15 protein-coding genes and 3 tRNA genes are annotated in these 20,886 nt (G+C 68.1%); 2 read left to right on the top strand and 16 right to left on the bottom strand.

Annotated elements, in window-relative coordinates:
- Positions 1 to 18: 18 nt before the first annotated feature.
- The 6 genes from NEF64_RS07230 to NEF64_RS07205 all read right to left on the bottom strand — a co-directional run bounded on the left by NEF64_RS07230 (position 19) and on the right by NEF64_RS07205 (position 5,022).
- Entirely contained in the window at positions 19 to 1,065 is a 1,047-nt protein-coding gene (locus NEF64_RS07230; protein ID WP_037529194.1) for an acetate/propionate family kinase, read from the bottom strand.
- Complete coding sequence (locus NEF64_RS07225; protein ID WP_261362619.1) at positions 1,053 to 3,449, bottom strand: phosphoketolase family protein; 2,397 nt, start codon at positions 3,447 to 3,449, stop codon at positions 1,053 to 1,055. Before NEF64_RS07225 ends, NEF64_RS07230 begins: the two co-directional genes overlap by 13 nt.
- Before the next feature lie 79 nt (positions 3,450 to 3,528).
- Entirely contained in the window at positions 3,529 to 4,212 is a 684-nt protein-coding gene (locus NEF64_RS07220; protein WP_056406301.1) for an NAD(P)H-dependent oxidoreductase, read from the bottom strand.
- A 284-nt stretch (positions 4,213 to 4,496) separates the two neighbouring features.
- A tRNA-Pro gene (locus NEF64_RS07215) sits at positions 4,497 to 4,573 on the bottom strand.
- Positions 4,574 to 4,803: 230 nt separating this feature from the next.
- Positions 4,804 to 4,880 (bottom strand) — tRNA-Arg (locus NEF64_RS07210).
- 65 nt (positions 4,881 to 4,945) lie between these two features.
- A tRNA-Arg gene (locus tag NEF64_RS07205) sits at positions 4,946 to 5,022 on the bottom strand.
- A 94-nt stretch (positions 5,023 to 5,116) separates the two neighbouring features.
- On the opposite strand from NEF64_RS07205, the gene NEF64_RS07200 reads away from it, so the two are divergent.
- Positions 5,117 to 5,632, top strand: coding sequence for a hypothetical protein (locus NEF64_RS07200; RefSeq protein ID WP_056406299.1), 516 nt, complete (start codon positions 5,117 to 5,119; stop codon positions 5,630 to 5,632).
- A 15-nt stretch (positions 5,633 to 5,647) separates the two neighbouring features.
- Here NEF64_RS07200 and NEF64_RS07195 read toward each other — a convergent pair whose 3' ends face one another.
- The 3 genes from NEF64_RS07195 to hemB are packed head-to-tail and all read right to left on the bottom strand — an operon-like array spanning position 5,648 to position 9,384.
- Positions 5,648 to 7,861 (bottom strand): fused MFS/spermidine synthase, encoded by a 2,214-nt coding sequence (locus NEF64_RS07195; RefSeq protein WP_252574732.1) that lies wholly within the window; start codon positions 7,859 to 7,861, stop codon positions 5,648 to 5,650.
- Positions 7,854 to 8,399, bottom strand: a complete 546-nt coding sequence (locus tag NEF64_RS07190) for a GNAT family N-acetyltransferase (RefSeq protein ID WP_056406294.1) — start codon at positions 8,397 to 8,399, stop codon at positions 7,854 to 7,856. Before NEF64_RS07190 ends, NEF64_RS07195 begins: the two co-directional genes overlap by 8 nt.
- Positions 8,392 to 9,384 carry a porphobilinogen synthase gene (gene hemB / locus NEF64_RS07185; RefSeq protein WP_031396015.1) on the bottom strand — a complete coding sequence of 331 codons (993 nt, stop codon included), beginning with the start codon at positions 9,382 to 9,384 and terminating at the stop codon, positions 8,392 to 8,394. The genes NEF64_RS07190 and hemB overlap by 8 nt, the downstream gene beginning before the upstream one ends.
- A 118-nt stretch (positions 9,385 to 9,502) precedes the next feature.
- Between hemB and NEF64_RS07180 the strand changes: the two genes are divergently transcribed.
- A complete protein-coding gene (locus NEF64_RS07180) occupies positions 9,503 to 10,450 on the top strand; it encodes a diacylglycerol/lipid kinase family protein (protein WP_252574731.1) in 948 nt (315 codons plus the stop codon).
- An 8-nt stretch (positions 10,451 to 10,458) separates the two neighbouring features.
- On the opposite strand, the gene NEF64_RS07175 is transcribed toward NEF64_RS07180, so the two are convergent.
- The 7 genes from NEF64_RS07175 to NEF64_RS07145 all read right to left on the bottom strand — a co-directional run bounded on the left by NEF64_RS07175 (position 10,459) and on the right by NEF64_RS07145 (position 20,874).
- Positions 10,459 to 11,928 carry an MATE family efflux transporter gene (locus NEF64_RS07175; RefSeq protein WP_056406292.1) on the bottom strand — a complete coding sequence of 490 codons (1,470 nt, stop codon included), beginning with the start codon at positions 11,926 to 11,928 and terminating at the stop codon, positions 10,459 to 10,461.
- 115 nt (positions 11,929 to 12,043) lie between these two features.
- Positions 12,044 to 14,845, bottom strand: coding sequence for a valine--tRNA ligase (locus NEF64_RS07170; protein WP_056406290.1), 2,802 nt, complete (start codon positions 14,843 to 14,845; stop codon positions 12,044 to 12,046).
- A 39-nt stretch (positions 14,846 to 14,884) separates the two neighbouring features.
- Positions 14,885 to 16,486 carry a histidine kinase famiy protein gene (locus NEF64_RS07165; RefSeq protein ID WP_082446789.1) on the bottom strand — a complete coding sequence of 534 codons (1,602 nt, stop codon included), beginning with the start codon at positions 16,484 to 16,486 and terminating at the stop codon, positions 14,885 to 14,887.
- A gap of 148 nt (positions 16,487 to 16,634) precedes the next feature.
- Positions 16,635 to 17,246 (bottom strand): DUF2497 domain-containing protein, encoded by a 612-nt coding sequence (locus NEF64_RS07160; RefSeq protein ID WP_243845946.1) that lies wholly within the window; start codon positions 17,244 to 17,246, stop codon positions 16,635 to 16,637.
- Positions 17,247 to 17,281: 35 nt separating this feature from the next.
- Positions 17,282 to 18,811, bottom strand: coding sequence for a TolC family outer membrane protein (locus NEF64_RS07155; protein ID WP_056406288.1), 1,530 nt, complete (start codon positions 18,809 to 18,811; stop codon positions 17,282 to 17,284).
- Between the two features lie 8 nt (positions 18,812 to 18,819).
- On the bottom strand, positions 18,820 to 19,449 hold the full coding sequence (locus tag NEF64_RS07150) for a protein-L-isoaspartate O-methyltransferase family protein (protein WP_056406454.1): 630 nt from the start codon (positions 19,447 to 19,449) through the stop codon (positions 18,820 to 18,822).
- Positions 19,450 to 19,788: 339 nt separating this feature from the next.
- A complete protein-coding gene (locus NEF64_RS07145; RefSeq protein WP_056406286.1) occupies positions 19,789 to 20,874 on the bottom strand; it encodes a helix-turn-helix domain-containing protein in 1,086 nt (361 codons plus the stop codon).
- Positions 20,875 to 20,886: the final 12 nt, after the last annotated feature.

The following is a 20,886-nucleotide window of genomic DNA, read 5'->3' as shown; positions in this document are numbered from 1 at the left end:
CCGCGCGGATCGATGGGGTCAGCGTGAGGGTGGGCCGATCGCCGCCTGGCTGAGACGGGCGGCATGACGGGCGATCTCGTCATCCTCGCGCGAGGCGACGATCCGGATTGCCATGCCCGGCAGCCATGCCAGGCCGGTACCGATCGCCTGCTGGGTCGCGCGGTCATGTTCGCCGATCCCGCCGGTCAGCACGAGCAGGTCGAGCCCCCCGAGCGTCGCAGCCATCGCTGCGATCTGCTTGCAGACCGATCGCTCGAACATCCGGATCGCGAGGTCGGCATTGGGGTTGCTCCCGGCCGCCGCGCGCAGCACGCGCATGTCCCCCGACAATCCCGAGATCCCCGCCATTCCCGAATCGTGATCGATCATCGTCGCCAGTTCATCAGCCTCGAGCCCGGTCTCGCGGAGCAGGTACAGCAGGATGCCGGGGTCGATATCCCCCGTCCGCGTGGCCATCGTCACCCCGCCTGATGGCGTCAGCCCCATGCTGGTATCGACCGATCGCCCGTCGCGCACCGCGGTGACGCTCGCCCCGTTGCCGAGATGCGCGATGACGAGGCGCGACGGCACGCCGCCCCCGAGCTGCGCCAGGATCGATTCGCACGACAGGCCGTGAAAGCCGTACCGCCGCACCCCGCTCGCACGGTATCGGCGCGGGATCGGAAGGACCTGCGCGACATCGGGCAGATCGGCATGGAAGGCGGTGTCGAAACAGGCGACCTGCGGCATCCCGGGATAGCGCGCACGTGCGGCCGCAATCAGTGCGAGCGCCGCCGGACCATGGAGCGGCGCGAACGCACAGGCCGCGACCAGATCCGCGGTCACCGCATCGTCGATCAGGCAATGCGCGGTACGATGCGGGCCGCCATGGACGATCCGGTGGCCGATCGCGCTTGGCGCCGGGCTGTCCCGCAACGCGGCGTCGAGCGCGTCGAGGACCGAAGCGTGACCGTCGGCGGTCTCGATCGTCCCGCCGACGAGCAACGCGGGGTCCGGGTCGACGGCGTAGAGCCCGTATTTCACCGTCGACGACCCGCTGTTCAGCGCGAGGATCAGCGCGCCCATTGCCAGTCGCGGACCTCCGGCAGATCGTCGCCCTGTTGGGCAATGTACAGCTTGTGCCGTTCCATCGTCGTCCAGTAGCGCGCGGTCTCGCGCGGGACGCGGTCGCGCAGCCGCGGGATCCGCTCGATCGCGTCGAGCGCGAGCCGGTACCGGTCGAGATCGTTCAGCACGACCATGTCGAACGGCGTCGTCGTCGTGCCCATTTCCTTGTAGCCGCGGACATGGATGTTGGCGTGGTTGGCACGGCGGTAGGTCAGCTTGTGGATCATCGCCGGATAGCCGTGGAACGCGAAGATCACCGGTGTGTCAGTCGTGAACAGCGCGTCGAACTCGCGCTCGTCGAGGCCGTGCGTATGTTCGGATCGCGGCTGCAACACCATCAGGTCGACGACATTGACCACCCGGATCCGGATATCGGGGACATAGGCACGCAGCAGCGTGACCGCCGCCAGCGTCTCGAGCGTCGGAACGTCGCCCGCACACGCCATCACCACATCGGGATCGGCATCGTCGCCAGCCCAGTCCCAGATGCCGGCGCCAGCGGTGCAGTGCCGCACCGCCGCGTCGATCCCCAGCCATTGCCATTCGGGCTGCTTGCCCGCGACGATCACGTTCACATAGCCGCGGCTGCGCAGGCAATGGTCGCCGACCGACAACAGGCAATTGGCGTCGGGGGGCAGATAGATTCGCGTCACCTCCGCGGTCTTGTTCGCGACGTGATCGATGAACCCCGGGTCCTGATGCGACAGGCCATTGTGATCCTGTCGCCAGACATGCGACGTCAGCAGATAGTTGAGCGACGCGATCGGCCGCCGCCACGGGATGCCGCGCGTCACCTTCAGCCATTTGGCGTGCTGGTTGACCATCGAATCGACGATGTGGACGAACGCCTCGTAACAGGAAAACAGCCCGTGGCGTCCGGTGAGCAGATAGCCCTCGAGCCAGCCCTGGCACAGATGCTCGCTCAGCACCTCCATCACGCGGCCGTCGCACGTCAGGTGCTCGTCGACCGCCTCGACCTCAGCCATCCAGACCTTGCCCGACACGTCATAGACATCGGCGAGACGGTTCGACGCGGTCTCGTCGGGCCCGAACAGGCGGAAGTTCACGCTCGGCATGTTGAGCTTCATCACGTCGCGCAGATACCCGCCGAACACCCGCGTTGCTTCGGCCATGACCGTGCCCGGCGCGTCGACCGGCACGGCATGCGCACGGAAGTCGGGCAGCGACAGGGGCACCAGCGTCTCGCCGCCATTGGCATGCCGGTTCGACCCCATCCGCCGATGCCCGGTCGGGGCGAGCGAGGCGTAGATGTCGAGGAACTTGCCCGTCGCGTCGAACAGCTCCTCGGGACGGTAGCTGCGCATCCAGTCCTCGAGCAGCCGGAGATGCTTGGGGTCCTTGAAGTCGGCGATCGGGACCTGATGCGCGCGCCATGTGCCCTCGACCGGCTTGCCGTCGACGGTCTTCGGGCCGGTCCACCCCTTGGGCGTGCGGAACACGATCATCGGCCAGCGCGGTCGCCCGGGCGTCGCGCCGGGGATGCGTGCCTCGGCCTGGATCGCCTGGATCCGCGCCAGCGCGGTGTCGAGCGCGGCGGCGAGCTGCTGGTGGACGAGCGCGGGGTCGCTGCCGCCGACATAGAGCGGCTCATGCCCATAGCCGCGCAGCAGCGCGTCGAGCTCGTCCCCGTCGATCCGCGCGAGGATCGTGGGGTTGGCGATCTTGAACCCGTTGAGGTGCAGGATCGGCAGGACTGCGCCGTCGCGCGCGGGGTTCAGGAACTTGTTCGAATGCCAGCTCGCCGCCAGCGCGCCCGTCTCTGCCTCGCCGTCGCCGATCACGCAGGCGACCAGCAGGTCCGGATTGTCGAACGCCGCGCCGTAAGCATGTGCCAGCGAATAGCCGAGCTCGCCGCCCTCATGGATCGATCCCGGCGTCTCGGGCGCGACATGGCTCGGGATGCCGCCCGGCCAGGAGAATTGCCGGAACAGCCGGTGCATGCCCGACCGGCTGCGCTCGATCGCGGGATAACGTTCGGTATAGGAGCCCTCGAGATAGGTGTGGGCCACCAGCCCCGGCCCGCCATGCCCCGGCCCGATGATGTTGATCATGTCGAGGTCGTGCGCGACAATCAGCCGGTTGAGATGGACGTAGAGGAAGTTGAGCCCCGGCGTCGTGCCCCAGTGGCCGAGCAGCCGCGGCTTGACGTCGGCGACCGTCAGCGGGCGTTCGAGCAGCGCGTTGTCGCGCAGATAGATCTGGCCGACCGACAGGTAGTTGGCGGCACGCCAATAGGCGTCCATCCGGTGCAGTTCATCGGGCGACAACGGATCGGCGCGCGTCACGACATGCGGCGGTGCCTTGTGGGCGAGGCCGGTCAAGAGTGCGGAGCCCATGGACGAGCGGCGGGGATCGCGGGCGGTATGGGGCGCATGTCGATAATCCTTTGATGGGGCCGCATCAGCCGGCCAGCCGGCTGGTCAGCGAAGGGTCGCGCAGCAGCGCCTCGTCGCCGAACGCGAGTTGTGCGCAGGTGCGGTTCGCCTGCGCAGTGACGGCGTTCAGATGCTGGCCGGCGACCTGCGGATCGAGATGGCTGGTGATATTGGCGAATCGGCGCTGTTCCTGCGACCGCATGCCGAAGGCGTGGACCAGATACTGGTCGACCATGATCGTCAGCCCCGTCCCGAGCCCCTGATCGTCGAGCCAGACCCGGCTGCCCGCCGCGGTTGTGAAGGTCAGCAGCCGCTTGCCGCCGAGCAGCAGGCTGCGCGCACGCTGCTGGACCGCGACAGGCTCGATCCCTGCGCCGAACACGCGCTCGATATAGCCCTTCATCATCGCCGGCGGGGAGCCGAACCACAGCGGGTAGACGAGGACGAACACGTCGCAGCCAGCGATCGCCGCGCGTTCGTCCTGCACGTCCTGCGCGAGAACCGCCGCATCCCGCGTCGGCAATTCCGCCGGTTTGAGCACCGGATCGAAGCCCGACGCATAGAGGTCGCGCAGTACGACGTGCTGGCCGTTTGCGCGCACCGCATCGGCATAGCGGTGCGCGATCGCGTGGTTGAAGCTCGCAGGATCCGGATGGCACAGGATCACGGCATGCCGAGGCTGGGCCGCAACGGGCTCGTCATCCATCATCGCGCCGACTCCATCCTCCCAACCATCATCCGGTCGCGCGCCGCGGCGGAGACGGTCAGGGAGCCGAGGGATACGGCATCGAGCCGCGGGTTCTCAGCCTCGGAAACTACGCACTAGGCAGCGCGCTGTAAGCCTGCGCGCCCCCGTTGTCCCGGAGGCGGCCAGGTCGAAATGCCGCTCGAGCGCGGACACGACGCGACCAAGACGTTATTGGCCTTAACGGCTTTGATAGTGCTGGATCTACGGCCTGCCGCCTGGGCAAGCGATGATCATGCGGTGCATGATGGTCGGGAAGAGAGGATTCGAACCTCCGGCCCCTGCCTCCCGAAGACAGTGCTCTACCAGGCTGAGCTACTCCCCGACGGAGTCCGATCGTTACGCCCTTGGGGGACCGACCGGTGACTGGAGGGGCGCCTATACCCAGCACTTCGCGGCTGTGCAAGCGGCCGCGGCAAGAAGTTTTCGGGAGATGTCGAAAAGCACGGGGGCATTGGGTGATGCGACGGGACCGTCGCGTCGCGACGTCAATGCAGTGCGGATGAGATGGGAGATAACCGCTTCCGGCGTCGTGCCGCGGCAGGTTGTGGACGATGGTGCACCCAGAGCGATTCGAACGCCCGACCCTCAGATTCGTAGTCTGATGCTCTATCCAGCTGAGCTATGGGTGCATCGCCATGCCATATTTGGCCGGCCCGTGTCTGGCCGTCTGGCCCCGCCGCGAGGCAGGAAATCCTGGTGCACCCAGAGCGATTCGAACGCCCGACCCTCAGATTCGTAGTCTGATGCTCTATCCAGCTGAGCTATGGGTGCACTGGAGGGGCGCTGATAGCAGGCATTTTTCGCGGCGCAAGGGTGTTGCGCGATAAAGTTGTGTACGCCGCGTCGGCGGCATAGAGCGACGGGCATGAAACAGCCTTCCCGCCCCGCGCTGATCGCCCTTCTTCTCGCACCCGCCCTGGCGGTCGGCGCCTGCAGCAAGGATAGCGCCAGCTATCCCTCGCTCGGGATCCGCCCGACCGAATCGATCGGCTTTGGCGAACCCGCGGGCAAGCCGGTGGTGGTCCAGCCCGATCCTACGCTCGACACCGATATTGCAGCGTTCCGGACGCAGCTCGACCGGATCAGGGCGGGCTTTGCGAAGGATGCGGCGAGCACCCAGGCCGCGGCTCGCGCCGCACGCGGCGGTGCGGTCGGCAGCGAGCCGTGGCTGACGGCCCAGACCGCGCTGGCCGGTCTCGACGACTGGCGGGCGCAGACGTCGCTGCTCGTCACCGATATCGAGCGTCGCGCGACCGATCGCGCGGCGACGCTCGCGCCGGCCTATCCCGCGCTCGACGCGGTGCGCGACGCGGCGCAGGCCGAAGCCGAGAAGCAGGGAACGACCATCACGCAGATCCAGGCGAGCCTCCCCGCCGCCTGACGCCCCCCTTTCAGCCTACCAGAGCCCCTTGAGCAGCGGCAGGATCGTCGAATAATCGTCGGTCCATGCGGCCATGCCGTCGCGCGCGACGATCGGTTCCCAGCCTAAATTGCGTTGCCGGAGCAGCGCGATCGCCCGCGGGTCGCGCGACAGCGCGATCCAGTCCGATGGCGAGGGGTGATCGGCGTCGAGCGGCGAAGGAGGGTAGAGCAGGTGGACGGCGTGCCACCCCGCCTCGCGCGCGGCGGCGGCGACCACGGGTTCGAGGTCGATATAGCGGTTCGAGATATGGACGAGCAGCAGCCCGTTGCGCGACACCACGCGGCCATAGGTCGCGAACGCCTCGCGCGTCATCAGGTGCATCGGCACCGTATCCGACGAGAAGGCATCGAGCGCGAGCAGGTCGAGGCTCGCGGTCCTCTCCCCCGCCAGCGCGATCCGCGCGTCGCCGATCCGGATCACCGGATCGGGCAGGCAGCGCGACAGATAGCTGAACTGGCCGGTATCGCGCGCGATCCGCACGACCGCCGGGTCGATCTCGTAGAAACGCCACTGCTCGCCCGGGCGGGCGTAGCAGGACAGGGTGCCCGTCCCCAGCCCGACGACACCGACCCGCGCCGCCGGGCCATAGAGCGGGCCGAGCGCCTGCATCGCCTGCCCCACGCCCGATCCGGCAACATAATAGGTGGTCGGCGTCCGCTCGCGCGCGGGCGAACCGCGCAGCTGGATGCCGTGGACGGTGGTCCCGTGATCGAGCTCGCGGACCCCCTCGTCGTCGCGCACCGTGTAGACGCCGAAATAGCTGCGCTCGCGCGCACCCCGCTCGGCGCTGAGTTCCAGCGCGCGATAGCCCCCGAACATCACCAGCGTGCTGGCGAGCACGACGACATAGGGCAACCGTGCGCCAAGCGTGGCGAGGCCGATCGCGGCGACGATCAGGAAGGCCGCGCCCTGATGCTGGTCGCCCAATATGCCGTCGGGGTTGCTGATCCGCATCCCGGCCGCCACCGCCATGACGAGGATGATGGCCGCGAGCCCGAGACGGCGCCGCACCGCCGGCCCCGACCAGACCGCGCGGAACGTCGCCAGCAGGTACATCTGCGGCACCAGCACGCCCGCTGCCAGGATCAGCAGCGGATATTCATAGGTCCAGTCGAAGATCACGGGGGCCAGCAACGCGGCGAACACCCCGCCCAGCACGCCGCCGACCGACATCGCCAGATAGAAGCCCGTCAGCCGGTCGGGCGCCGGGCGCCGGCGATACATGGCGGTGTGGAGCGCGACCGAGACCATGAACAGCAAGGTCAGCGCGATCGTCGCGCTGAACACCGGCTTGTCGTTGAATCCGCCCATGATCACCCCGCCGAACAGCAGGATCGTCACCGGCGCGATCCGGGTCAGCAGGTCGGCGAGCGTGCGATCCTGCGCGAAGGCGATGGTGAAGCTGAGCAGATAGAGCCCGAGCGGCAGCACCCAGAGCAGCGGCATCGCGACGATATCGGTGGTGATATAGGTCGAGGTGGCGAGCATCAGCCCCGACGGCACCAGCGCGAGCGCGATCCAGTGGAGGATCAGCGCCGCGCCCGGCGCCGGGCTGGTCGCGGCGACATGCTCGGCCGACGCGGTGCGCGGCAGCCGCGTCGCGCAGAGTGCGACCAACAGGACGAGCACCGCGTACCCTGCGGTCCACAACAGGCTCTGCCCGTGGATCGCCAGCAACGGCTCGACGACCAGCGGATAGGCGATCAGACCGGCGAAACTGCCGAGATTGGACGCGGCATAAAGTGCATAGGGATCCGCACCGCCGCTCGACGCGCTGAACCAGCGCTGGATCAGCGGCGCCTGGGCCGACACCGCGAAGAACAGCGGACCGATCGACAGGCCGAGCAGCCAGGGCACCCACACCGCAGGCTGTGCATCGGCGGGCAGATCGAGCGCGAACAGCCCGATCGGCAGCCACAAAGCTGCGACCGCGAGCACGCCGAGATGGATGACCGCCTGCGCGCGCGGCTTCACCCGTCCGAGCCAGTGCGCATAGGCATAGCCACCGAGCAGCAGCGCCTGATAGACGAGCATCGCCGAGTTCCACACCGCAGGCGCGCCGCCGAGCCGCGGCAGCGCCATGCGCGCGACCATCGGCTGGACGAGGAACAGCAGGAACGACCCTGCCAGGATCGTCGCGACGAACAGGACGCGGCACCACCGTGCCATCGGGGAAGGATCAGACATTGGTGGGGCGATGGATCCGATAGAGGACGTGCCGGCGCAGCGGGTCGGTGGCGGCGAGATCGGGATGGTCGAAATCGCCATCCTCGACATGGGTCATGCCCAGCCGCTCCATCAGCGCGCGGCTGCGCATGTTGGCGGGAACCGTGATGGCGACGATATGCGCGACGGGCAGATGGGCCCAGCCCCAGGCGAGGCTCGCCGCCGCGGCTTCGGACGCATAGCCCTGCCCCCAGGCATGACGCGCGAGACGCCAGCCGATCTCGATCGCGCCGTCGATCGGCGGCTTGCCCGGTACCAGACCGCAAAAGCCGAGAAACGCGGCATCCGCCTTGCGTTCGATCGCCCAGAAGCAATGCCCCGACGTGCGTTGACGATCGACCATCCGGCCGACCGCCGCCTGCGTCTCGGCAAGCGTCGCCGGCGGCCCGAGAAAGCGCATCACATCGGGGTCACGCCCCATCGCCGCAAAGGCCTCGACGTCGGCGTCCCGCCACGCGCGCAGGATGAGACGCTCGGTCTCGAGCCTGAACTCATCCATTCAGGAGCCGGGCCGCGTGTGCCGCATGATAGGTCAGCACGCCCGAACAGCCGGCGCGCTTGAACGCCATCAGCGTCTCGAGCACCAGCGCGTCACGGTCGCCCGCGCCCGCTGCGGCCGACGCCTCGATCATCGCATATTCGCCCGACACCTGATAGGCGAAGACCGGCACCTCGAACGCCTGACGGACGCGGACGATGATGTCGAGATAGGGCAGGCCCGGCTTGACCATCACCGTGTCCGCGCCCTCGGCGAGATCCATCGCAACCTCGCGCAGCGCCTCCTCGGCATTGGCGTTGTCCATCTGGTACGTCTTCTTGTCGCCCTTCAGCAGCCCGCGGCTGCCGACCGCATCGCGGAACGGGCCGTAAAAGGCGCTCGCATATTTGGCGGCATAGGACATGATCTGGACGTTGTGATGCGACTCCGCCTCGAGCGCGGTGCGGATCATGCCGATCCGGCCGTCCATCATGTCGCTGGGTGCGATAATGTCCGCGCCCGCCGCCGCCTGGTTCAGCGCCTGCGCGACGAGCATCTCCGCGGTGGTGTCGTTGACGACATAGCCCGCGGCGTCGACCAGCCCGTCATGGCCGTGGCTGGTATAGGGATCGAGCGCGACGTCGGTCAGCACGCCGACCTCGGGCACCGCATCCTTGAGCGCACGGATCGCCTGGCACATCAGATTGTCGGGGTTGAGTGCCTCGCGACCATCTTCGGTGCGACGCTCGGGCTGGGTGTAGGGAAACAGCGCGATGCACGGGATGCCGAGGTCACGCGCCTCGCGGCCGCGCGCGACGATCTGGTCGACCGACCAGCGCGATACGCCCGGCAGGCTGGCGATCGGTTGCTCGACGCCCTCCCCCTCGACGACGAACAGCGGCCAGATCAGATCGGCCGGCGTGAGGACGGTCTCGGCATGGAGCCGGCGGCTCCAGTCGGACGAGCGGGTGCGGCGCAGGCGCAGCGCGGGATAGCTTGCGGACATGGCGCGGCTTTTGCGGGATGGACGCCGCGCAGGCAAGCGTTACGGTCGGCGCGAACGAAACCGATCGCTGCCGATTCGGCCTCGGGGACGCATTTCCCTTTCGCGCGTTGGGCCTCGCATGACCGCCACCACGATAGACACGACCCAGGCCCCTGATACCGGACCGGCGCGCGACCGGCCGATCCGCTCCGCCGCGCTTGTGGTGAACGCGAAGTCGCGCAAGGGACAGGCGCTGTTCAAGCGCGCCTGCGCGGCGATGTCGGGGCTTCCCTATGAGGTCGACGCGCATGCGGTCGAGAACCCCGAGGATCTGGAACCCACCGTCCGCCGGGCGCTCGCTGCCAAGCCCGATCTGCTGATCCTGGGCGGCGGCGACGGCACGATCAGCGGGCTGGTCGACCTGATGGTCGGGCACGATGTCATCCTCGGCGTGCTTCCGCTGGGCACCGCGAACAGCTTTGCGCGGACGCTCGGCATTCCGCTGACGATCGAGGGCGCGGTCGAGGTCATCCGGACGGGTGCGCCGCGGCGGATCGATCTCGGCATGATTGACGGCGATTATTTCGCCAATTGCGCGGCGATGGGGATCAGCCCGAAGATCGCCGAGACGGTGCCGCACGGCCTCAAGAAGGTGCTGGGCCGGGTCGGCTATCTCGGCTGGGCGGCGTATCAGTTCATGCGCTTCCGCCCGTTCACGCTGATCGTCGGCGAGGGCCCGGACGCGGTGCGGATGCGCGTCGTCGAGGTGCGTATCTCGAACGGCCCCTATCATGGCGGGACCGAGCTGGTCGACGCGGCGGCGGTCGATTCGGGCGAGATCGTCGTGCAGGCGGTGATGGGCAAGATGAAGCGGCGACTGGTGCAGAACTGGGTCGCCAGCGTCTTCCGTCACGAATCGCGGCACGAGGAGGTCCGCGACTTCCGCGGTAAGAGCATGCGCGTCGACACGATCCCCAAGCTGCCGATCTCGATCGATGGCGAGGTGCTCGCCAAGACCCCGGTGACGGCCAGGATCGCCGCCGGGATCATTCAGGTCATGGCCCCGGTGACGCCGCCCCAGGCCTAGGGTGGCACTCAGCCGACCGGCATGGACCGGCTGGCGGGCTCGCAATCCGCCTTGGCTGCCTCGCCCGCGTCGTGTGCGGCGGGCTCGGTAACGATCCGGCCCTTGCGCCAGCCGCCATGCAGGTAATAGCCGATCGTCAGCAGCATCGAGGCGAGCGACCCCGCGGGAAAGCTCCACCAGATCGCATCCGCGCCGATCATCGGCTCGAGCGCATAGGCGAGCCCGAACCGTACCGGCCCCATCGCGACCGCGAGGATCAGCAACGGGCCGACCACCGCGCCGTTCGCGCGGACAGTCGCCGACAGCACCATCGACACGCCGAACAGGATGAAGCTCCACCCCGCGATCAGGTTGATCCGCGTGGCGATGCCGATCGCGCCGGTATCCTGCCCGAGGAACAGCCACAGCACGTGCCGGTCGAGCAGCGTCAGCAGCGCGACCAGCCCGCCGGTCAGCGCGAGGTTCATCATCAGCCCCGCGCGCGTGATCCGGTCGACCCGGTCCCAGCGCCCCGCACCGATATTCTGCGCCGCCATCGCGCTGACCGCCGCACCGACCGCCATCGCGGGCATCTGCACATAGGTCCAGAGCTGGTTGGCGGCGCCATAGGCGGCGGTCGTGGTGGTGCCGTGCCGGTTGACCAGCCCGATCATCGCCAGCGCCGAGGTCGAGACGACGAGCATCTGCAACCCCATCGGGACACCCTTCACGACAATGGTCTTCAGCAGCGCACGATCAGGCAGGATATAGCGCAGCTCGGCGCCACGCAGCCGGATCGGCAGGTCCTTCGCATAGATATAGGCGAGCAGTGCGACGAACGAGACGGTGTTGGCGATCAGCGTCGCGAGCGCGGATCCCTCGATCCCGAGCGCGGGGATCGGCCCCCAGCCGCGGATCAGCAGCGGGTTGAGCGCGACGTCGACGACCGAGCCGAGCGCCATGAACTTGAGCGGGGTCAGCGAATCGCCGGTGCCGCGCAGCGCCATCGTCAGCAGCACCGACAGGAACCCCGCGGGCATCGCGACGAAGATCACGCGCAGATAGGCGAGCGCAAGCGGATAGACCTCGGCAGGCGTCGCCAGCACGCGCAGGATCGCCGGCGCGACCAGCCAGCCGATCGCCACCGTCAGCACCGAGATGATCGTGAACAGCCCGAACGACGTGCCGAGAACGCGGCGCACCGCATCGATGTCGCGGCGGCCCATGTTCTGGCCGATCAGGATGGTCGACGCCATGCCGAAGCCGAACACCGCGGCGACCAGCAGGAACATGATGATGTTCGCGTTGGTCGTCGCCGCCAGCGCGCGCTCGCCGAGAAACTGGCCGATCCACACCGCGTTGATCGAACCGTTGAGCGATTGCAGGACCGACGATCCGAGCGTCGGCAGCGCGAACGCGAGCAACGTCTTGCCGATCGGCCCCGTGGTCAGGTCGCGCTGGCCGGTCCTTGGTGCAGGCGTGTCCGTCGCATCAGGCATCGCAGTCGGGTCCCCTCCCCTTTGCATGCGGGGTCAGGACCGGCCCTGACCCCGCATGCTCGCAGCACGCGTTACGCACGCCCCGGCCCCGTCCCGCACATCGGACGGGGTCAGGTCAGCCCAGACGTCCCAGTGCCGCCTGCAGCCGCGCGGCTTCGGCCGCCTTGTCGGCATGGTCCGCCTTGGCCTTTTCGACCGCTTCGGGCTTGGCGCGCTCGACGAAGCTCGCATTGCCGAGCCTCCCTGCGAGCGCGTCGCGCTCCTTCTCCGCCGCCGCGATCGCCTTGGTCAGGCGGGTGCGCTCGGCGTCGAGATCGATCACGCCCTCGAGCGGCAGGACGAAGGTCGCCTCGTCGACCACGACCTGCGCCGCGCCGCCAGTGGCTTCGCCCTCGGCATGCGTGACGCGCGCGAGGCGTGCGAGCGCGGGGGCCTGGCGTTCGAGCCGTGCGAGCGTCGCCGCATTCGCGTCACGAACGTGCAGCGGCAAACGCGCACCCGGCGGCACGTTCAGCTCGTTGCGCGCGGTGCGGATTTCCTGGACCAGCCGGATCAGCCAGTCGACCTCCCTGCTCGCCTCCGGATCCATCGAGCGCGCATCCGCCATCGGCCACTGCGCGACGATCAGGTCGTGCTCACGCGCGCCCATCGCGTGCCACAGCTCCTCGGTGATGAACGGCATGAACGGGTGGAGCAGCACCAGGATCTGGTCGAGCACCCAGCCGGCGACCGCCTTCGATTCCTCGTCGATCTGGCCGCGGACGTCATCGACCATCTGCGGCTTGATGAGTTCGAGATACCAGTCGCAGAACCGGCTCCACGCGAACTGGTAGATCGCGTTTGCGGCGCCATCGAAGCGGTAGTCGGCGAGCGCGAGGTCGACCTGTTGTACGGTCGCGATCGTCTCGGCGATGATCCACTTGTTGACCGCGAGCTCCGCGCGCGGCGCCTCGAGCGTGGTGCTCGCGACGATGCCGTTGGCCTGCGCGAAGCGGGCGGCGTTCCACAGCTTGGTCGCGAAGTTGCGATAGCCCTCGACGCGCTTCTCATCCATCTTGATGTCGCGGCCCTGGCTTTCCATCGCCGCCATGAAGAAGCGGAGCGCGTCGGCGCCATACTGGTCGATCAGCCCGAGCGGGTTGACGACATTGCCCTTCGACTTGGACATCTTCGCGCCGTCCGCCGCGCGGACGAGGCCGTGGAGGTAGAGCGTGCGGAACGGCACGTCCTTCATGAAGTGCAGCCCCTGCATCATCATCCGCGCGTTCCAGAAGAACAGGATGTCGAAGCCGGAGATGAGCACGTCGTTGGGATAGCGGCCGCCGAGTTGCGATCCAGAGGCAAGCCCCTCCCCTTCAGGGGAGGGGTTGGGGTGGGGAGCCGCCCCGCGCGCGTCGGTCTCGATGAGATGGGACGGCCCCACCCCTTGCCCCTCCCCTGAAGGGGAGGGGTAAGAAGAGCCGTCCCAGCCTAGCGTTGCGAAAGGCCAGAGCGCGGAGGAGAACCATGTGTCGAGGACGTCGGGATCACGCGTCAACGCGACACCCGCGCCGGCGAGCGCCTGCGCTTCGGCCTCCGTCTCGGCTACGTATGGCGTGCCGTCGGGCCCGAACCATGCCGGGATCTGATGCCCCCACCACAGCTGGCGCGACACGCACCAGGGCTGGATGTTCTCCATCCAGTTGAAGAACGTCTTCTCCCACGTCTTGGGCACGATATCGATCGCGCCGACGCGCACCGCCTCGATCGCGGGCTGGGCGAGCGTCTTGGCGTCGACATACCATTGGTCGGTCAGCCAAGGCTCGATCACCACGCCCGAGCGATCGCCGTACGGCGTCTGGATCGTGCGCGGCTCGGCGTCGTGCTCGACGCCGTCCTTGTCGACATGCGCGATCAGGAAGCCCTCGGCCTTCAGCTGCGCGACGACCGCCTTGCGCGCCTCCGCAGTCGTCAGCCCGAGCAGCTCGGCGGGGATCAGCCCGTCGGACACCTGCACGACGCGCGCCTTAGCATCGAGCATGTTGAGCATCGCGCCCGCGGCCATGCCGGCGCGCTTGCCGACCTCGAAATCGTTGAAGTCGTGTCCGGGCGTGATCTTCACCGCGCCCGATCCGAGCTCGGGATCGGCATGGTCGTCGGCGATGATCGGGATCAGCCGCCCGGTGATCGGCAGCTTCACCTGCTTGCCGATCAGCGCGGTGTAGCGCTCATCCGCGCCGTTCACCGCGACCGCCATGTCGGCGAGCATCGTCTCGGGCCGCGTCGTCGCGACCTCGATGAACCCCGATCCGTCGGCGAGCGGATAGCGCAGGTGCCAGAAGCTGCCCTTGATCTCACGCGTCTCGACCTCGAGGTCGCTGATCGCGGTGCCGAGGCCCGGATCCCAGTTCACGAGGCGCTTGTCGCGGTAGAGCAGCCCCTGCTTGTGCAGGTCGACGAACACTTTCAGGACGGCCTTCGAAAAGCCTTCGTCCATCGTGAAGCGCTCGTTCGCCCAGTCCATCGAGCAGCCCAAACGGCGGAGCTGCTGCGTGATCTCGCCGCCGCTCTCTTCCTTCCACGCCCAGACCTTGGCGATGAAGTCCTCACGCGAGAGGTCGGTGCGCTTCTGCGGCGGGGACATCGCGCCCATCTGGCGCTCGACCACCATCTGCGTCGCGATGCCCGCGTGATCGGTGCCGACCACCCAGAGCGCGTCCTTGCCCTTGAGGCGGGCGTGGCGTGTCAGGATGTCCTGCAGCGTGTTGTCGAGCGCATGGCCGATATGCAGGCTGCCCGTGACGTTGGGCGGCGGGTTGACGATCGTCCAGGGTTCCGCGTTCGGGCGGTCGGGGCGGAACTGGCCGCTGGCCTCCCAATGCGCATACCAGCGCGATTCGATGGAGGCGGGGTCGAAGGTTTTGGGAAGCTCGCTCATACCCCGTGCCTTAGCGAGCGTGTCCGGGCTAGACCAGCCTCACGTCCGCGCCCCCGGCTTGTCGAGCACCGCCCGGATGCGGTCGTTCAACTCATTCCGGCGATAGGGTTTGCGGATCAGTTCGAACGACCGGCTGCCCTCGTCGATCGCCTCGTCGGCAAAGCCCGTCGTCAGCAGCACCGCGGTGTGCGGATAGTCGCGCCGCACCGACTGGGCCAGCGTGACGCCGTTCATGCCGCCGGGCATCAGGATATCGGTGAACAGCAACCGGAATTCGGCGTCCTGACGGAGCGTGTCGAGCGCGGCGCGCGCGCTGTTGACCAGGACGACGTCATAGCCGAGATCCTCAAGGATCGTCCGCCCCAGCTCGCCCACTTCGCGCTGATCCTCGACCATCAGCACCCGCTCGGCACCGCCCGCATGCGGTGCGATCGGCCCCGCGGTCTTGCGCTCGACCGCACCGCTCGCACGCGGGAAGTAGAGCGAGAATTCGGCACCGCCCCCGCTGAGGTTGCGCACCGTCGCAAGGCCGCCCGACTGCCGGACGAAGCCGTAGACCATTGCGAGCCCCAGCCCGGCACCCTTGCCCATCTCCTTCGTCGTGAAGAAGGGTTCGAAGATCTTGTCGACCGTCCCGGGATCGATCCCAGGCCCGTTGTCGCGAATGCTCAGCACGACATATTCGCCGGGCTCCAGCCTCGCGACACCGCCATCCTCGGGAAGGACGGCGTTGCGCGTCGTGATCGTGATCTCCCCCGTGCCGTCGAGCGCGTCGCGCGCGTTGGCGATGATGTTGAGCAGCGCCATCTCGGCCTGCACCGGATCGACGCGGCAATTCCACAGATCGGTCGCCAAGTCGCGCTTCAGCGTGATTCCACTGCCGATGCTGCGGTCGAGAATCGGCCGGAAGTCGCCCAGCAGCTGGTTGAGATTCATCAACCGGTCGCGCAATTCCTGCTTGCGCGCAAAGGCGAGCAGCTGCTGCGTGAGCGTCGCCGCGCGCGAGGCCGAGGTCGAGATCGCATCGACTGCCCGCCGCGCCGATCGATCGCTCGCGTCGATCCGCGCGTCGAGGATGTCGGCATAGCCCTGGATGACCTGCAGCAGATTGTTGAAGTCGTGCGCGATCCCTCCGGTCAGCTTGCCGACGGCCTCCATCCGCTGCGCCTCGTGCAGCGCCTCCTCGGCCTCCCGGCGGCGCGAGATGTCCAGCTGGCTCGCGAAGAAATAGCGCAGCTCGCCGTCGTCGCCGAACACGGGCGAGACGTAGAGCGCGTTCCAGAAGGTCGAGCCGTTCTTGCGATAGTTGAGCATCTCGACCGAGACTTCTTCACGCTTAGCGATCGCGGCGCGTAATTCGCCGACGACCGTGCGGTCGGTCTCGGGGCCCTGCAGGAAGCGGCAGTTGTAGCCGAGGATCTCGTCCTGCGAGTAGCCGGTCATGAACGAGAAGGCGTCGTTGCAGAAGATGATCGGGTTGTCGGGCCGATGCGGGTCGGTCACCACCATCGGCATCCGCGTGGTCCGCACCGCCGCGAAGAAGATGTCGCTGCTGGCATCGGCCGGCGCGATATCGCCCCGGACGCCCTGAGCGGCGAGACGGGCGGGGATTTCAGGCTCGGACACACTGTGATCGGACATTTGCCAACAACCATAGCGGAACCGTCACGGTTCCGCTCGTCGTGACATTACAGTCGTTTGGACCAGGACCCGGCGAGCAGTGTCCGATCGTCGCCGGGCGACCGGGTCCCGATACAGGCCGCAGCGCGAAACGCTGCGGCCGGCCCGGTCAGGGCTGCTGGTTCATGATCTTGGCGATCTCGCGCGCGACCATGTCCTCGACCATGTCGGGCAGGTTCGCGTCGATCCATTCGCGCAGCATCGGGCGCAGCATCTCGCGGACCAGACCCTCGAGCGTGCCGTCGCTGCTTCCCTCGGGCTTGACCATCATCCGCGTCAGCGCCTCGAGCGGCGCACGCGTCGCCGCCGCGGTTTCGCGCGACATGATCGGCTGGGCCGGCTCTTCTGCAGGCTGCGGAGCATGCTGCTGGGGCGCATGCGCGGCCGACGACGCGACATGCGGCGCGACATGAGGCTGGGGCTGGCTGCGCGGCGGCGCCTGGCGTGGTTCCGGCGCGGCGTCGACCGAGGTCAGCACCGGCGATTTCGGCGGGCGGGGGGTGCGGTCAACCATCGGCATCGGGTCGCTCAGTTCGAGGATTTCATCGTCGTCGATCGCGTCGTCGTCGTAATCGGCCGCGTAATCGGTGGCCGCCGATGCGGGCATCGCCCGCTGGTGGCGCCGCTGGCGACTGGGCATGCCGTCGCCTTCTTCGGCAATGATGCGTTTGATCGACGAGAGGATTTCCTCCATCGACGGCTCCGCGCTGATATCCCCCATACGGACCATTCCAAACCCCGTCGCCCCACGCGCCCCTATTGGCGGCTCGGCGCATCCTTACCTGTCGTCAATGCCGGGTTCCTGTCAACCGGGCTGTCGAGCAACGGGTCAAGTTCGCGGCGCACGGCGGCGTCCTGCGTGGGCGACTGGACGGTACGCGTCGCGACCGGCACCGGCTCACCATCACCGCCCCAGTCCCAGATCTTCTTGTGGACGCGGTCGTAATTGGCGACCGGATCGTACAGCACGCCGCCGTCGAGCCCGAGGTCGCGCGCCTCCGCCTGCCCCATCGCCGCCAGCAGCGCGAAGCCCGCGACATAGGCGTCGCGCCGCGCCGTCACGAGCGTGACCTGGCTGTTGAGCAGCTCCTGCTCGGCGTTGAGGATGTCGAGGATCGTGCGCGTCCCGACGCTGTTCTCTGCCCGGACACCCTCGAGGCTCAACTTGTTCGCGTTGACCGCGGTCTCGGACGACTGGATCACCTGTTCCGACGAACGCCAGACGGCATAGGCCGAGCGCGCCTGCGCGATCACATTGCGCTCGGCGGCGGTGACATTCTCGATCGCGCGGCTTTGAAACGCCTCGGCCTGGCGGACCTGCGCGGCGGGACGACCGCCCTGGAACAGCGGCATCGTCAGCGACAGGCCCGCCTGCACCGCCTTGTTCGCATTGGGAAAGGTGTTGATGCTGCCGTCGGTCGTCGACGCCGATCCGAGATAGTTGGTGTAGCTGGCGCCGCCGGTCGCGCTGATCTGCGGCAAGCGGCTCGCCCGCGCGACCCCGACATCGTACCGCGTCGCGTCGCGTTCCTTCGCCGCGGCGATCAGCACGGGATTATTGTCGATCGCCACCGTCACTGCCAGGGCGGGGCTGTCAGGCAGATGCGGGAGGGTCGGCGGCGTATCGAGCGTGCCGGCGGGCGTGCCGACAAAGCGGATATAGTTTTCCCGGCTGGTGATCAGCTGCGCCTCGGCCGACTGGAGCTGCGCCCGCGCGAGCGCGAGCCGCGCCTCGGACTGGGCGACGTCGGTGCGGGTCAGGTCGCCGACCTGGAACCGGTCGCGGCTGGCCTGGAGATTGATGTCGAGCACGCGAACATTCTGCGTGTTCAGGCCGACGATCGCCTCGTCGCGGATCACGTCCATATAGGCGCCGACGACGTTGGTGAACAGATCGGCCTCGGTACCGCGCAGCGTCGCGCGGCCCGCCTCGACCCGCGTCTTGGCCGCGGCGACCGAGTTGCGCACCTGCCCGCCCTGATAGAGCGGCACGGAGACGTTCGCGCGTGCCACGACCTGACGCGGCAAGGCGATGAAGCTGTTCGCCGCGGTCACGACGAACTCGGTGTAATCGCCGGTCGCATTCGCCGAGGGCAACCCTGAGGCACGCGCGATCGGGACATTTTCGTCGGTCGCACGCAGCGTCGCACGCTGCGCCGTGATCGTCGGGTTGGTCGTATAGGCCTTGACCAGCGCCTCGCGGAGCGTCTCCGCATGGACCGGTGCAGCGCTGTATAGCAGCGCAACACCCGAGAGCAGACGGCGGACTAAAGCGGCGCGCGGCATGATGTGCCTCAGAACTTGAAGGGTTTGGGTGTTTCGAAACCCGGCAGCGTCACGCACTCGACATCGACGAACGCCGCCAGTGCAAAGCCGCCATCGGTCTTTCGTCCCGATGCGAGCCGGGTCACGCCGCGATCCGCGATCCCGGCGACGATGCGGCCGCCCGACCGGATCTGCGCCACCAGCGTGTCGGGGATCACCTCGACCGCGCCGTCGATGACGAGCACGTCATAGGGCGCACCGGCGGCATGGCCCTGTGCCATCGGCCCCTCGACCAGTTCGACCGTCGGCGTGGCGCCCAGCGCATCGCGCGCGGTGCCGAGCAAGGACGGATCGCTGTCGACCGCAACCACCGTGCCGACGATCTCGGCGAGAACCGCGGCGGTGTAGCCCGTCGCGGCACCGATCAGCAGGACCCGGTCGGTGGCGGTCAGATAGGCCTCGGTCAGCAACCGCCCGGTCGCCATCGGCAGATTGGCGTAACGGCCACCGCCGAGCGGGATCGGTGCGTCGCGATAGGCGATCGACCGGACATCGTCAGGCACGAACGCCTCGCGCGGCACCCGCGCCATCGCCGCGACGACGCGCTGGTCACTGACCGCGTTGGTGCGCAGCTGGCTGGCCACCATGGCGTGACGCATGACCGCGAAATCGGGGCCGCCGTCGGACGTGCCGACAGCCGCATGCGTGCGGGTAGTGGAGTTCGTATCGATGCTGATCGTCGTCATGGCCCATCCTGTCGCACAGCTGTTTTAGTTGCGCAATACACTTGTTCGCTTGCGTCAATCTCTACCGTGCCGCCAGCGTCGCGCCAAGCGACCTGTGGCGAATCGCGCGAGACGGCCCGGCTTGGAACGGCACAGAGGTCGGAACGGCACAGGGGCCGGATGCCGGGACTAGGGCGCCCCGCCCGCCCGTGTGACACCGAAATGCCGCGGGCGGGACGCCGAGGGCGCACGCAGAATGCGGCAACACCTCGCTCAGGCGCCTAGCACGGGCGCGCCCTGATCGGGCATCGGAATTTCCGCCGGGTCGATGACGGGGGTGGACGTGGGATCGGGGGCGGGATCGATCTTCGGCGCCCGGCGGGCCGGCACCGCGCTGATGATCCGCTCGCTCGTTTCGGCGGGAACCTGCAGCGCCTGGGTCGGCGCGCCGAGCACCGCGGCGCGCGCGCGGACGCTCGCGTCGAGAAACGGCGTGCTCATCGCCATGAACCGCCGCGGCGTCATCCCGAGAAACGTGCCGGCGTCGCGCAGGAAATGCGACACGTCGAAATAGCTCGGGTCGATCGCCGAATAGTCGGTGCCGCCGGGCGTCCGGAACACGCGCAGGAACGAGCGCAGGAACCGTGCGCGCCGCAACAGCATCTTGGGGGTGAAGCCGAAATGCCGCACCGCCAGCCGCCGCAGCGTGTCGGGGCTGATCGCGAGCTTGGCCGCGACCGCAGCGACGTCATCGCCGCCGTCCTGCCCGATCAGCCGGGTAAGCTGCCGGATCGTCGCGGATTCGCGGTGCGGCGGCCCGAGCAGGTCGCACAGGATGGCATCGAGGATCGGCGCGACCTGATCATCGCGTTCGGCCGCCCGCAGTGCAGTCGTCAGACGCTGGGTCGCGACCGGCCCGAGCGCCTCGGCAAGCGGCACGATCCGGTCACGATAATCCGCCGCCGACCGGTTGAACAGCCGGCTCCAAGCCAGCGCGCTGACCCCGAACCCGATCATGATGCCGCCATTGGTCGTCGCCTTCAGCGCGGTCCCCGTCGGGCCGTACAGCGTCGCCGCCGGCAGGGGCCCGAACGTCCGCCGGCCGATCGCCACGCTGATCGGCCCCGCCTCGAACGCGAACCGGACATTGGCCGTCCCCGGCAGGAAGCGGTTGACCTGGCCGATGCTGGCCGGACCGGTCGCGCGATAGACATGGTAGCCGGTGATGAGGTCGGTAAGCGCGTCGCAGGGCTGGTCATATCGGATCGCCATCCCCGCGGGCATCGCGAAGACATCGGGCGCCAGCCCTGCGCGGTTCGTTCCCCCGGACACCTGCATCACGTCCAAAAGAAACTCCATATGAAGCCAGAA

Source organism: Sphingomonas aerolata, assembly GCF_023935825.1.
Lineage (GTDB): Bacteria > Pseudomonadota > Alphaproteobacteria > Sphingomonadales > Sphingomonadaceae > Sphingomonas > Sphingomonas aerolata.
This window is presented reverse-complemented; position numbering and strand designations above follow the sequence as displayed.